The organism is Yersinia rochesterensis (genome assembly GCF_003600645.1).
GTDB lineage: Bacteria > Pseudomonadota > Gammaproteobacteria > Enterobacterales > Enterobacteriaceae > Yersinia > Yersinia rochesterensis.
On the sequence record NZ_CP032482.1, the window covers coordinates 769,689 to 783,491 of the forward strand.

A 13,803-nucleotide genomic window follows, 5' to 3' on the forward strand; every position below is an offset into this window, starting at 1 on the left:
GTGCTCCTGCTTATTCTTGTGGTGCCGATTGAGCTGAAAGCCAGTTAGCCAGCTTACAGTATTGTGCTACCGAGATATTCTCTGCCCGCATTATCGGGTCAATACCTAATTCGATTAATTGCTCTGAAGTGAATAGGTCACCCAAGCTATTACGCACGGTTTTTCTGCGCTGGTTGAATGCTTGCGTGGTAATGCGGGTCAGCATTCGCACATCACCCACTGGATTTGACATATTCACATGAGGAATAAGACGCACCACGGCCGAATCCACTTTCGGGGCCGGGGTAAATGCAGTTGGCGGCACTTCCAGCACAGGGATGACGTTGCAATAGTATTGCGCCATTACTGTCAGACGGCCATAAGCTTTACTGTTAGGCCCTGCAACCAGGCGGTTAACCACTTCTTTTTGCAACATGAAATGCATGTCGCGGATTGCATTAGTATAGCTGAAAAGATGAAACATCAGCGGGGTAGAGATATTGTAGGGCAGGTTACCAAAGACCCGTAATGATTGCCCTGCTTGCTCTGCTAGCTCAGAAAAATTGATTTTCATCGCATCTTCTTGATGAATAGTGAGCTTGTCTTTCAGTTGAGGATGGCTGGCCAGACGAGCAGCCAAATCGCGGTCTAGCTCGATGACTGTCATATGATCCATACGAGCGGCAACTGGTTCAGTCAATGCGCCTAAACCGGGGCCAATCTCAACTACCGCTTCACCGGGAACCGGATGGATAGCGGAGACAATGCTGTCGATGACAAACTGATCGTTTAAAAAGTTTTGTCCAAAGCGTTTGCGGGCAAAGTGCCCTTGGTGGACTCTATTATTCATTGCTATTATTTATCATTTTAATGGCTAAGTTTAATGCCGTAATGAAACTGCCGACATCGGCAGAACCGGTTGCGGCGAGTTCTAAAGCGGTACCGTGATCCACAGATGTGCGGATATAAGGTAGTCCAAGTGTGATATTGACAGCTCGGCCAAACCCTTGATATTTCAGTACTGGCAGCCCTTGATCATGGTACATGGCAAGAACGGCATCCGCATGTTGCAGATATTTAGGCTGAAATAGTGTGTCTGCGGGGAGCGGACCGATAAGGTTTATTCCTTGCTGACGCAATGCATCTAACGCGGGAATAATGGTATCGATCTCTTCATGGCCCATATGGCCACCTTCACCCGCATGCGGATTAAGCCCACACACATAAATCTGTGGTTGGCTAATACCAAATTTGGTTTTCAAGTCATTATCAAGAATGGTGATAACTTCATGCAGACTCGCCTGAGTGATAGCCCCCGGCACTGCCAGTAAAGGCAAGTGAGTGGTTGCCAGCGCGACCCGCAACTCTTCTGTTGCCAACATCATCACCACCCGTGGGCAGAGACTACGGTCAGCAAAGAACTCAGTGTGCCCGATAAAGGGGATACCCGCATCATTGATAATACTTTTCTGTACCGGGCCGGTGACCAATGCAGCAAATTCGCCACTGATTGCACCATCACAGGCTTTAGCCAGTGTCTCCACCACATAGTGGCTATTTCTGACATCAAGCTGACCGGGAATCACCTCAACGACAGTTTTCACCGGCAAGATAGTCAGAGTGCCCGCTTGTTGCGCCAATGCGGGCTTACCTTGCTGATATTCACGTAGCTGCAATGGCAGGTTAAGTTGACTGGCACGAGCAAGTAGCAAGGCCGGATCAGCGCACACCACCAGCTCAACAGGCCAATCCTGCTGCGCTAAGGCGACGACTAAATCCGGCCCAACCCCGGCAGGCTCGCCGGGGGTGATAACAATCCGATTATTGTGTTTTCGCATCACTACCATCAAGAATTTTCACATAAGCTGCGGCGCGTTGCTCTTGCATCCAGGTTTGAGCTTCTTCTGCAAACTTACGGCTAAAGAGCATACGGTACGCCCGATCTTTCTGTGCTGCATCAGTTTTGTCTACCTGACGGGTATCAACAACCTCAATTAAATGCCAGCCGAAAGAAGAATGAACCGGTGTACTGATTTCGCCTTTTTTCAGTTTCATCAGCGCATCACGGAATGCGGGATCATAAATATCTGGCGAAGCCCAACCCAAGTCACCGCCTTGCATAGCAGAACCCGGATCCTGAGAAATTTCTTTGGCGATAGTGGCGAAGTTGGCTTTTCCGCTCTTAATATCCGCAGCCGCAGCCGCTAATTTGGCACGAGCTTGATCGTCAGTCATAAGAGGTGACGGTTTCAACAAGATGTGGCGGGCGTGAACTTCGGTAACGGAAACCGTGTTATCAGCCCCACGGATATCATTCACTTTCAGAATATGGAAGCCGACACCGGAACGGATTGGACCAACAACATCACCTTTGTTAGCCGATTGCAGTCTTTCCGCAAACAAAGAAGGTAATTCCTGCAATTTACCCCAACCCATCTGGCCGCCTTTCAACGCCTGAGAGTCAGCTGAGTTGGCAATAGCCAATTTACCAAAATCAGCTCCGCCTTTAATGTCAGATACTAACTTGTTAGCCACATTTTCAGCCTGATCAACCTGTTGTTGCGACGGATTTTCAGGTAATGGAATCAGTATGTGGCTGAGGTTCAATTCCGCATCACCGCTAGTTTGGTTACCCACTTGCTTGGCCAGCGATTCAACTTCTTGCGGCAGAATAGTAATGCGACGGCGCACTTCATTGTTGCGCACTTCTGACGTCAGCATTTCTTTGCGGATCTGTTCACGGTAAGTGTCGTAATTCAGACCGTCGGCCGCTAAACGGCTACGCATCTGGTCAGGAGTCATTCGGTTTTGCGCGGCAATATCAGCAATAGCTTTATCCAGCGCTTCGTCGCTGATGGTAATGCCCATCTTCTTAGCCATCTGTAATTGGATATTATCCATAATCAGACGCTCAAGAATTTGATGACGCAAAGTCGCATCATCCGGCACTTCTTGTCCGGCTTGCTGTGCATTCAGTTTCACTGATTGTAACAGACCGTCGACATCGCTTTGCAGGACGACGCCGTTATCAACCACTGCGGCAACTTTATCAACTTCTTGTGGTGCTGCGAACGCGGTATTGGCACAGACAACCAATCCGAGAATAAGCGTTCTCCAGTTCTTCATACCTTTTCCATTTATGTAATCCGCTTTTGCGGGTTAAAATTCACTGTATTCAGTGTGTTACACAGTATCAGAATGCACTTTGATAAGGCAGAATACCTGAGCCTAGCATCTGCGTAGTCCCCAGGCTATGGTCGCTGCTCAGACCACGTAATTCGATGTTAAAGCTAACTCTGTTGTCATACTTACTGGTTTCATTTTGCGCATTCCAGCCCGTAATTTTCCGCTCATAACCTAAGTTAATTGCCCAACAGCAAGTATTGTATTGTACGCCAACCAATTGACTTGCAGGCTGATTGGCTTTGGTATCGTAATAATAAGCTCCAACCAATGCCCAGCGGTCAGCAATTGGCCAACTGGCCGTAGTACCAATCTGAGAAATACCCTGTTGGTAGCCTGGGCTTCTCACGTTAGGAACTGTTGCTTGAATATATTCCGGGCTGGCATAGCGATAATTCAATTGAATCATACGCTCTGAGTCTTTCCTATACTCCATTACCGCATTACCCTGAGTCAAACTCCCCAAGCGGGTATCATACTGCGCGCCGCCTTTCATACCCAGTTGATCACTAATGCGCCAGAAGCTATCACCCGCCCAAACCAAGCTACCGGTATCATCACTATTATCAATGCTTTCGATTTTACCGGTACGCGAACGGCTAAAGTAATAGATTTGACCCACTGAAACGTTAAAACGTTCAACCAGTTCATCATCATAAATGCGAGAAGTTAAACCGGTAGACACCTGATTTGCTGAAGCTATGCGGTCCAGACCACTATAAGTACGGTCACGGAACAGGCCGGAGTAATCCGACTGCATCAACGTGGTGTCGTAAATATAGATATCATCCTGATTTCGGTAAGGAACGTAAAGATACTGTGCGCGCGGCTCCAAGGTTTGGGTGAAACCTGTCGCCCAGTCCATTGGCCGGTCAAAGACCACTTTACCGTCCACTTTAAACTGTGGCATCACGCGATCAACCGAGTCTTTCAAGTTTGGCGGGGTTGCACCACCATTTTGCCTTTTATAGTAGTTGGCAAAACCGTCTGGCACATCTTGCTGATAATGTGTCGCCAGTAATTTAGCTTCAGTATTTAAGCTACCCCAACCATTGGACAAGGGCAGATTAACTGAGGGTTCGAGATGGAAACGGCTGGCTTCCGGATTATACGGACTGACACTGGTGAATTTGACCGCTTGGCTATAGACGTGTAAATCAAATGGACCAATATCATTTTTATAGTAGTTCATGTCCAGCTGCGGCTGGGCGCGGTAAGCATTACTGTTACCACCGGTAGCAAATACCTGGAACTGTTTGGAGGCCAAGGTGGCATCCCAGTTTTGGTTTGCATAACCCACACTGAAAATTTGTGTGGCATAGCCGTCAGTCGTCGAACCGTATTGTGAGGTTAAATCGGTAAAGTAATCTGGGTCACTGACACGGGTATAGTTGACGTTGAAGCGCCAGACTTTATCCATCACCCCTGAATGGCTCCAGTAGTACAACCAGCGGGTCGCATCTTTATCGGTGCCGTCAGCGCCGTGATATAAGCGGTCATTCGGTAGCCAATCCAACGCCATGGTGCCAGAACCGGGAGCCAGCAAATAGCGGAACTCATTTTGCCATTGCAAACCACGCCGCTCCATATAATGAGGGGTGATGGTGGCATCAAAGTTTGGCGCAATGTTCCAGTAATACGGCAGTATAAATTCAAAGCCGTTATTATTGGTGTAATTAGCATTTGGGATCAGGAAACCAGACCGGCGTTTGTCGCCCACCGGTAATTGCATGTACGGACTATAGAACACCGGTACTTTGCCAATTTTAAAACGCGCATTCCAGATTTCTGCGACTTGTTCTTCGCGGTCATGGATCACTTCGGAGCCCACTACGCTCCAGCTATTATCGCCAGGCAAGCAAGAGGTGAATGTCCCATTTTCTAAAATGGTATAGCGGTTTTGGCCACGTAATTTCATCTGGTCTGCTTCACCACGCCCCTGACGACCAACCATCTGATATTTGCCTTTATCCATATCAGTGTCTTTGGTATTCAGGTTTGACCAGCCTTTCGGCCCTTCCAGCTTAATTTGCGGATCGTCATAATTAACGTCACCGGTCGCGGTGACGGTACGCACCGGGATAGCTTCGCCCGGTTTCTGTACTTGATTGAGTTCGACCTGATTAGCCGTCAGGGTTCTATTGCCTTGCTGGACAATAACATTGCCGATAAACAGGGCATTATCCGGGTAATTGGCTTCGGTTTTATCCGCATTAATACGGACCGGCAGCTGATTCGGATCGCCAGTGACCAAAGGTTGGTCATAGGTCGGTACCCCAAGCATACATTGCTCGGAAAGGTCAGCCAGAGTGTGCTGGCTATATAGTGCCGTCCATATCAATGTGGCCAGCAGTGTTGGGAATCTTTTTTTCATACGCGGTTTTGGTGTTCCGTCATCGGGGGGCATCATGCCGGCAAACGGTCTGAGACTATATTACTCATCACAGTTGCGCTAGTGTTAAATCCGGCCGTTTACACGTCTCGTTGTTAGGCGCTGAGCTGAATGCCGAGTATGATAATGCAAATTTTGACTGACGGCATGATGAATTGAGGAGTATATGCGGTATTGGGGAAAACTGCTCGGTCTGATATTGGGCTTTATGTCCGGTGGCGTCTGGGGTGCAATCTTGGGGTTGCTTGTTGGCCATATGGTCGACAAGGCGCGTAGCACAAAGCGCCGCGGCTATTTTGCCGATCAACAAACACGACAATTAATTTTTTTCCGCACCACTTTTCAGGTCATGGGGCATTTAACCAAGGCTAAGGGGCGCGTGACGGAGGTCGATATTCAACTTGCCAGCCAATTGATGGATAGAATGCAATTGCATGGCGAGGCGCGAACAGCGGCACAGCAAGCGTTCCGCGAGGGGAAAGAGAGTGGGTTCCCGTTGCGTGAAAGATTGCAGGAACTCCGTGGTGTTTGCTTTGGTCGTTTTGATTTAATTCGGATGTTTCTGGAAATTCAGTTACAAGCCGCATTTGCTGACGGCTCTTTGCATCCTAATGAACGGCAGGTTTTGTATGTCATTGCTGAAGAATTAGGGATCTCCCGTGGTCAGTTTGATCAGTTCCTGAGCATGATTGAGGGCGGGCGTCAGTTTGGTGGTGGCGGTTGGCAGGGCCAACAGAGTGGTTATTCTCAAGGAGGCTATCAGCAAGCGCCACAAGGCCCGACATTAGAGGACGCCTGCAAAGTGCTGGGGGTGAGTAGCACGGATGATAGTGTGACCATCAAACGGGCTTACCGTAAGCTTATGGGAGAGCATCATCCAGATAAGCTGGTGGCGAAAGGTTTGCCGCCGGAAATGATGGAGATGGCTAAGCAAAAAGCCCAAGAAATTCAAGCCGCGTATGATTTGATTAAGCGCGAGAAAGGATTTAAGTAAGGATTGTGGTGTTAGCAAAACCAAAACTAGATCGGATCTTCTGTTCCGATCTAGTTTGATTCTGGTGCGATCTTCTAGTGAAAAGTTAAAACTCGGGATCGCATTTAAAATGCATTGCTGTGCCAAATTCCGGGTGAGTAATACATAACTCTTGAGCATGTAACTGCAACCGGGGGGCCATGGCTTTTGCTTCGGGATGGGCATAGAAGCCATCGCCGAGGATCGGATGACCCATCGCCAGCATATGAACCCGTAATTGGTGTGAGCGGCCTGTAATGGGGGATAACTTCACTCGCGTACTGCCGTCAGCATCCCGAGACAGCACTTGATACTGAGTTTGCGAGGATTTACCGGTTTCGTAACACACTTTTTGTTTGGGCCGGTTCGGCCAGTCGCAAATTAAAGGCAAGTCAATCAACCCTTCATCTTGCGCCAAATGGCCCCATACCCGCGCAATATAAGATTTTTTCGGTTCGCGCTCGCGAAATTGCCGCTTCAGCTCGCGCTCAGCCGCTTTGGTCAACGCCACGACAATCACGCCACTGGTCGCCATATCCAGCCGGTGAACAGATTCCGCCGTAGGATAATCCGCCTGAATACGCGTCATGATGCTGTCTTTGTTCTCCGGCGCACGACCAGGTACAGAAAGTAATCCGCTCGGTTTATTGACCACCATGATGTGCTCATCCTGAAACAGGACGAGCAGCCAAGGGTTGCGTGGGGGATTATAGGGTTCCATTACTGGTGCGTCACCACGACTAAACGAATAGCATCCAAACGCCAGCCCGCCTGATTCAGGTTTTCCAGCACCATTTTACGGTTATGTTCCAGAGTCTCTATTTCGTCATCACGAATATTGGGGTTAACCGCTTTTAGGGCTTCCAGACGTGAAAGTTCAGTGCTCAGTTTGTCATCCGCTTCATGTTTAGCCGCTTCAATCAGTAAACGCGCCTGTTCTTCAATCAGGGCTTCTGCTTGCTGCAACATTGCATGAACTTCTTGCTGAACCGCATTGACCAATTTGCTGGAGGTATGGCGATTGACGGCATTTAGTTGGCGATTAAAGCTTTCAAATTCAACCTGCGCGGCCAAATTGGTGCCATTTTTGTCCATCAGCATCCGCACCGGCGTCGGCGGTAAGAAGCGAGTCAGTTGCAAGTGTTTTGGCGCTTGTGCTTCGACCACATAGACCAACTCCGCGAGCAGAGTACCGACCGGCAATGCTTTGTTTTTCAACAAAGAAACTGCACAACTGCCGGTGTCGCCGGATAAGATCAGATCCAAGCCGTTACGGATGATCGGGTGCTCCCAGCTGACAAACTGAGCATCTTCACGCGATAACGCCTGTTCGCGATCGAATGTCACTGTGCAGCCATCTTGCGGCAGCCCTGGGAAGTCCGGCACCAGCATGTGGTCAGAGGGGGTCAGCACAATCAAATTGTCGCTGCGATCTTCTTGGTTAATCCCAACAATATCAAACAGATTCAGGGCGAAACTGACTAAATTGACGTCATTGTCTTGGTCGGCAATGATTTGCGCCAGTTCTTGCCCATGTTCGCCGCCGTTGGAGTGCATTTCTAGCAGGCGGTCACGACCCTGTTCCAATTGGAGCTTCAGGCCTTCGTGCTGCTGGCGGCAGGCGTGGATAAATTCATCCAAACCTTCCTGCTCATTCGGCGTCGCCAGATAGGTAATCAATTCCTGATAGCCACTGTCATAAATGGTGCGACCGGTCGGGCAGGTGTGCTCGAAAGCATCCAAACCTTCGTGATACCAGCGCACCAGCACCGCTTGCGCAGTATTTTCCAGATAAGGCACCATGATTTGAATTTCACGGTTTTGACCAATCCTGTCCAGGCGGCCAATACGTTGTTCGAGCAAGTCCGGGTTAAAAGGCAAATCGAACATCACCAATTGGCAAGCGAACTGGAAGTTGCGCCCTTCGGAGCCGATTTCTGAACACAGCAATACCTGCGCGCCATCTTCTTCAGAAGCAAAATAGGCCGCCGCACGGTCGCGTTCAATCAGTGACAAACCTTCATGGAATACGGCTGCGCGGATAGCTTCGCGCTCGCGCAATATTTGCTCAAGCTGCAAGGCGGTGGCGGCTTGGGCGCAGATAACCAGCACTTTCTCACTGCGATTCGCTGTCAGGTAGTTAAGCAGCCATTCAACTCGCGGATCAAAGTTCCACCAAGTGGCATTTTCGCCCTCAAACTCTTGGTAGATTTGTTCTGGGTAAAGCATGTCTTTGGCGCGTGCTTCCAGGGTTTTCTTCGCCGACATAATGCCAGAGACTTTAATGGCTGTTTGGTATTGGGTCGGCAGCGGCAGCTTAATCTGATGCAAAACACGGTGTGGGAAGCCTTTCACCCCATTGCGGGTGTTGCGGAACAAGATACGGCTGGTGCCGTGTCTGTCCATCAGCATGGTCACCAGCTCTTGGCGCGCGGCTTCGCTGTCTTCAGTTTGACTGTTTGCTGCTTTCAGCAGCGGTTCAATATCCTGCTCATTAATCAGCTCACCGAGCAGATTCAGCTTGTCATCAGTTAAGCGCTCACCGCCCAGCAGCAATGTCACTGCATCGGCGATTGGGCGGTATTTTTGCTGCTCATTAACGAATTCTTCGTAATCGTGGAAGCGGTCGGGATCAAGCAAGCGCAAACGGGCAAAGTGACTTTGTTGGCCTAATTGCTCTGGGGTGGCGGTCAACAGCAACACGCCGGGGATATTCTCGGCCAGCTGTTCAATAACTTGATATTCGCGGCTTGGGGCTTCTTCACTCCAGGCCAGATGGTGTGCTTCATCCACCACCAGCAAATCCCAAGAGGCATCCGCCAGCTGTTCCAGACGCTGTTTATTACGGCGCACAAAATCCAGTGAGCAAATGACCATTTGTTCAGTTTCAAACGGATTGGTGCTGTCGAGCAAAGATTCGGAATAGCGGCTGTCATCAAACAGCGAGAAGCGCAGATTGAAGCGGCGCAGCATTTCGACCAACCACTGATGTTGCAAGCTTTCTGGCACCACAATCAGGATGCGTTCAGCACGGCCTGACAGCAGTTGCTGGTGGATAATCATCCCGGCTTCGATGGTTTTACCCAAGCCGACTTCATCAGCCAGCAATACACGTGGTGCATGGCGCTGGCCCACTTCATAAGCAATATGTAATTGGTGCGGGATCAGGCTGGCGCGGATGCCGCGCAGGCCACTCCACGGCAAGCGGAACTGCTCACTTTGATATTTACGGGCGCGGAAACGCAGCGCGAATCGATCCATACGATCGATTTGTCCAGCAAATAACCTATCCTGCGGTTTGCTAAAAGTCAGTTTGCTATCGAGCAACACTTCACGCATAGAAACGCCGGTTTCTTCGGTATCCAGGCGGGTGCCGATATAGGTAATCAGCCCATTCTCCTCAGACACCTCTTCCACTTTCAGCTGCCAGCCTTCGTGGTGAGTGATGGTATCACCCGGATTGAACATGACACGGGTAATTGGCGAGTCATTTCTGGCGTAAAGGCGGTTTTCACCGGTGGCGGGAAACAGTAAGGTGATCATGCGTACGTCAATGGCAACGACGGTACCCAATCCAAGTTCGCTTTCTGTATCGCTGATCCAGCGTTGACCAAGTGTAAAAGGCATAAATTATCGGCTCGATTTTTTTGTTGGACAGTTATTAGTAAAAAGGCTTTTGTAAATTTAAGAGCGTATAGAGAACAAAAATAAAATGACTGGCAATAGTTTACCGCCCACGCAGCTTACGTGGCTGACGAGTCTGTCTGAAAATGACAGGATTCGATTACACGGTTAATTATAACCAGTCGGTTATGTAAATGTGATTGATGCGAATTTTGGCAAGGGCGCTATGGTAATGGAAGCAGAGCCTTTCGTCACCCGTAAAAAAACGTTATTACGATTAAAATAGCCCCATCTGACCGGTTATTAGTGTCGTGAAGTCATCATGCATAAAGGGCAGTATAGCATCGGCCACGGGCTGGAGCTGCCGAGTCAGGTAGTGATCGTAATCAATCGGGGACTGTCGGGTTTCGAGGGGTTCGGGGCCAGCGGTGGTCATGACATAACTTATCCAACCGCCATTCTGATATTGCAATGGCCGCCCAAGCTTACGGTTGAATTCATCCGCCAGGCGCGCCGCTCTGGCATGTGGCGGGACATTGCGCTGGTAGTCGTCGAGCCGGCGGCGCAGGCGCTTGCGGTAAATCAGTTGTTCATCCAGCTCGCCATTGAGGGTTCGGGCGACATAATCGCGCACATAGTCTTGATAGGGTTGTTGCTGAAAAATCCGCAGGTACAGCTCGCGCTGGAATTGCTGGGCCAATGGTGTCCAGTCAGTGCGTACCGTTTCCAGCCCCTTATAGATCATTTGATCGCCCGTCGGGGTGGAAATTAGCCCGGCATAGCGCTTTTTACTGCCTTGCTCCGCGCCCCGGATGGTGGGCATCAAGAAGCGCCGATAATGAGTTTCAAATTCTAATTCCAGCGCGCAGGGCAAATCATAGGTTTCACGGATATGGGTTTGCCACCATTGATTGACATACCGCACCAGCTCTTGGCCAATGCGCGAAGCTTGTTCTTCACTGTGGGCGCTTTTCAGCCAAACAAAGGTTGAATCGGTATCGCCATAAATAACCTGATAGCCCCGTGCTTCAATCAATTCACGGGTTTGGCGCATGATGTCGTGGCCGCGCAGGGTAATTGAGGATGCCAGCCGGGGATCAAAAAATCGGCATCCGCTGGAACCCAATACACCATAAAAGGCATTCATGATTATCTTCAGTGCTTGGGATAATGGCTTGTTTTGTTGGCGTTTTGCGGCTTCGCGCCCCTGCCAGATCTGGTTAACAATCGCCGGTAGACAGTGTTTTTCGCGTGAGAACCAGGCACCACGAAAACCCGGCACCGAATGTTGTTCATCGGGTTGAGACATTCCCTCAACCAAGCCAACTGGATCAATCAAAAAAGTGCGGATAATCGAGGGATACAGACTTTTGTAGTCGAGCACCAGCACCGAGTCATACAAGCCCGGCTGAGAGTCCATCACAAAACCGCCGGGGCTATGTTCCTCCGGCAACTCACCTAAGTTGGGCGCAACATAGCCAACACGGTGCATCCGTGGCATATAAAGGTGGGTAAATGCCGCCACTGACCCGCCACTGCGGTCCGCCGCCAGACCGGTGACGGTCGAGCGCTCAAGTAAGAAACTCAGCAGCTCGGTTTTGGCAAAAATCCGCGTCACTAACTCGCAGTCTTTCAGGTTGTAGTGGGCCAGCGCCGGTTTATCATGAGCAAAACGGTGGTTGATTTCATCCATTCGCTGATAGGGGCTATCACTGGCTTTTCCCTCGCCCAGCAAGGTCTGGGAGACAGATTCCAGACTAAATGACGGGAAATTCCAGGTGGCAGATTTCAATGCTTCAATCCCATCGATAATCAACCGCCCGGCAGCAGAAGCAAAAAAATGCCCCTGTTTAAAACCGTGTTCCCGCCACTCTAGCAGGTTGCCGCCCCGGCCAAAGCGCAATGGGATTTGATAGCGGTCGGCGTGCTTTTGTAACACACGCAAATCAAATTGCACCAGATTCCAGCCGATGATGGCATCGGGATCATGCTGTTCCAGCCATTGATTCAGTTTTTCCAGTAACAGCGGGCGGCTGGCGACATATTCCAGCTTGAAATCCAGTGCGGCTTCATCGGCCTGATTGCCATTGGGTGGCCCCAGCATGTAAACCTGCCGCTGGCCGCAGCCCTCCAAACCAATGCAATAAAGCTCGCCGTGTTCACTGGTTTCGATATCCAGTGACAGCAGTTTTAGGATCGGGCGGTAGTCATCGGCCGGTTTCATTTGGGTATTGAGCAGCGGCCCGTTGCCATTATCTTCGCCGCTAAACCAGACCGGTGCGGTAATAAAACGCTCCATTAAAAAGCGCTCTGGTGGGCGAATATCACCTTCGTAGACATTCACGCCACTTTCTCTGAGCAGTTTCTCCAGGCGGATTAATTGGCGATGTTGGCTGCAATACAGCCCCAAAACCGGGCGCTGATGGAAATCGGTCAGTTCAAGTGGGCGCAGTTGCCAGCGGCGTTCATTGCGCAGCACGGTTTCAGCCCGTTGCCGTTGTTCGGCCGGGATAAATGCCACCGAGGGTTGAGGCGGCAGCCTGACTTGCTGCGGGCCATCATCGGTGGCTAACCAGAATTCAACTTCGGTGCCAGCCTGCGTGTCGCGCCAGTGGCGGGTGAGCAGGAAGCCCTGACGGGTTTTCCCCACGGTGCTAACCTTTAATAATGAATAACGTCTGAGAGTTTATGCTATCTTAGTATGGGTATTTATACAGTGTTTGTCTATTTTAATGATGATTTACCATTAATTCACACAATTCCCTGATTGACTCATTTCATGGGGCACTGGACAATCTCCCGCGCCTGAACCCAACGGACAAATCTATGGAAGCCTATTTATTACATTTATTGACGCAATCGCTGGCTTTCACGCTATTTGTCGTCATGTTAGTCACTTTTCTCGAATCTTTAGCTTTGGTGGGGATGTTGCTGCCTGGCACGGTGATGATGACCACGGTGGGCGCGTTGATTGGCAGCGGGGAAGTGGGCTTTTATTCTGCCTGGGCCGCAGCGACTGTGGGCTGTCTGGTGGGGGATTGGGCTTCGTATTTTATTGGCCGCCGCTTCAAAGAGCCGCTGCATCGCTGGTCTTTCCTGAAAAAGCATAAATCGCTGTTGGCGAAAACTGAGCATGCTTTGCATAACCACAGCATGGCAACGGTGCTGTTGGGGCGCTTTATCGGCCCAACGCGGCCTATCGTCCCGATGGTGGCGGGGATGTTAAACCTGCCGCCAGTAAAATTCGCGTTGCCGAATGTGATTGGTTGCCTCACCTGGCCGCCGCTTTATTTCTTCCCTGGCATACTGGCTGGCGTCGCCATAGATATCCCGCCGAATGCCAACAGTTATATGTTTAAGTGGCTATTATTTGCCGTGGTGGTACTGATTTGGCTGGCATTGTGGTTGGCATGGCGCTGGTGGCGCTTTGGTAAACGCAGCCCAGACCGCCTGAGCAAATGGCTGCCTTTGGCCCGCTTGCGCTGGGTGACGGTGCTGTCCATTATGCTGGCGATAGCCAGTTTTGTCTGGCTCCATATGCAACCCATCATGCCGCTTTATCGTCATCTATTATGGAAGGTTCTTGCTGGGTAATCCCCTTCGGCCTTGACGC

General features: G+C 50.3%; 9 protein-coding genes. 2 read left to right on the top strand and 7 right to left on the bottom strand.

Translation table 11 applies throughout. The features are described from left to right. Window positions 1–10 precede the first annotated feature (10 nt). The 4 genes from rsmA to lptD all read right to left on the bottom strand — a co-directional run bounded on the left by rsmA (window position 11) and on the right by lptD (window position 5,536). On the bottom strand, window positions 11–829 hold the full coding sequence (gene rsmA / locus DXZ79_RS03630; protein WP_038636379.1) for a 16S rRNA (adenine(1518)-N(6)/adenine(1519)-N(6))-dimethyltransferase RsmA: 819 nt from the start codon (window positions 827–829) through the stop codon (window positions 11–13). Then, window positions 822–1,817, bottom strand: coding sequence for a 4-hydroxythreonine-4-phosphate dehydrogenase PdxA (pdxA, locus tag DXZ79_RS03635; RefSeq protein ID WP_050291624.1), 996 nt, complete (start codon window positions 1,815–1,817; stop codon window positions 822–824). Before pdxA ends, rsmA begins: the two co-directional genes overlap by 8 nt. Next, window positions 1,801–3,105: a peptidylprolyl isomerase SurA gene (gene surA, locus DXZ79_RS03640; protein WP_038636376.1), complete on the bottom strand. Its 1,305-nt coding sequence runs from the start codon at window positions 3,103–3,105 to the stop codon at window positions 1,801–1,803. Before surA ends, pdxA begins: the two co-directional genes overlap by 17 nt. Window positions 3,106–3,172: 67 nt before the next feature. Beyond that, a complete protein-coding gene (gene lptD, locus DXZ79_RS03645) occupies window positions 3,173–5,536 on the bottom strand; it encodes an LPS assembly protein LptD (RefSeq protein WP_038636373.1) in 2,364 nt (787 codons plus the stop codon). Window positions 5,537–5,720: 184 nt separating this feature from the next. Here lptD and djlA point away from each other — a divergent pair, with 184 nt between their 5' ends. Further along, a complete protein-coding gene (djlA, locus tag DXZ79_RS03650; RefSeq protein ID WP_038636370.1) occupies window positions 5,721–6,548 on the top strand; it encodes a co-chaperone DjlA in 828 nt (275 codons plus the stop codon). An 85-nt stretch (window positions 6,549–6,633) separates the two neighbouring features. Here djlA and rluA read toward each other — a convergent pair whose 3' ends face one another. The 3 genes from rluA to DXZ79_RS03665 all read right to left on the bottom strand — a co-directional run bounded on the left by rluA (window position 6,634) and on the right by DXZ79_RS03665 (window position 12,840). Then, window positions 6,634–7,254 carry a bifunctional tRNA pseudouridine(32) synthase/23S rRNA pseudouridine(746) synthase RluA gene (rluA, locus tag DXZ79_RS03655; protein WP_235895415.1) on the bottom strand — a complete coding sequence of 207 codons (621 nt, stop codon included), beginning with the start codon at window positions 7,252–7,254 and terminating at the stop codon, window positions 6,634–6,636. A 32-nt stretch (window positions 7,255–7,286) separates the two neighbouring features. Beyond that, a complete protein-coding gene (gene rapA / locus DXZ79_RS03660; RefSeq protein WP_120011115.1) occupies window positions 7,287–10,193 on the bottom strand; it encodes an RNA polymerase-associated protein RapA in 2,907 nt (968 codons plus the stop codon). 274 nt (window positions 10,194–10,467) lie between these two features. Next, the gene (locus tag DXZ79_RS03665) at window positions 10,468–12,840 is read right to left on the bottom strand and encodes a DNA polymerase II (RefSeq protein WP_038636362.1); all 2,373 of its coding nucleotides are present in this window, start codon (window positions 12,838–12,840) and stop codon (window positions 10,468–10,470) included. A 176-nt stretch (window positions 12,841–13,016) separates the two neighbouring features. On the opposite strand from DXZ79_RS03665, the gene DXZ79_RS03670 reads away from it, so the two are divergent. Next, entirely contained in the window at window positions 13,017–13,784 is a 768-nt protein-coding gene (locus DXZ79_RS03670) for a DedA family protein (protein WP_050291592.1), read from the top strand. Window positions 13,785–13,803 lie beyond the last annotated feature (19 nt).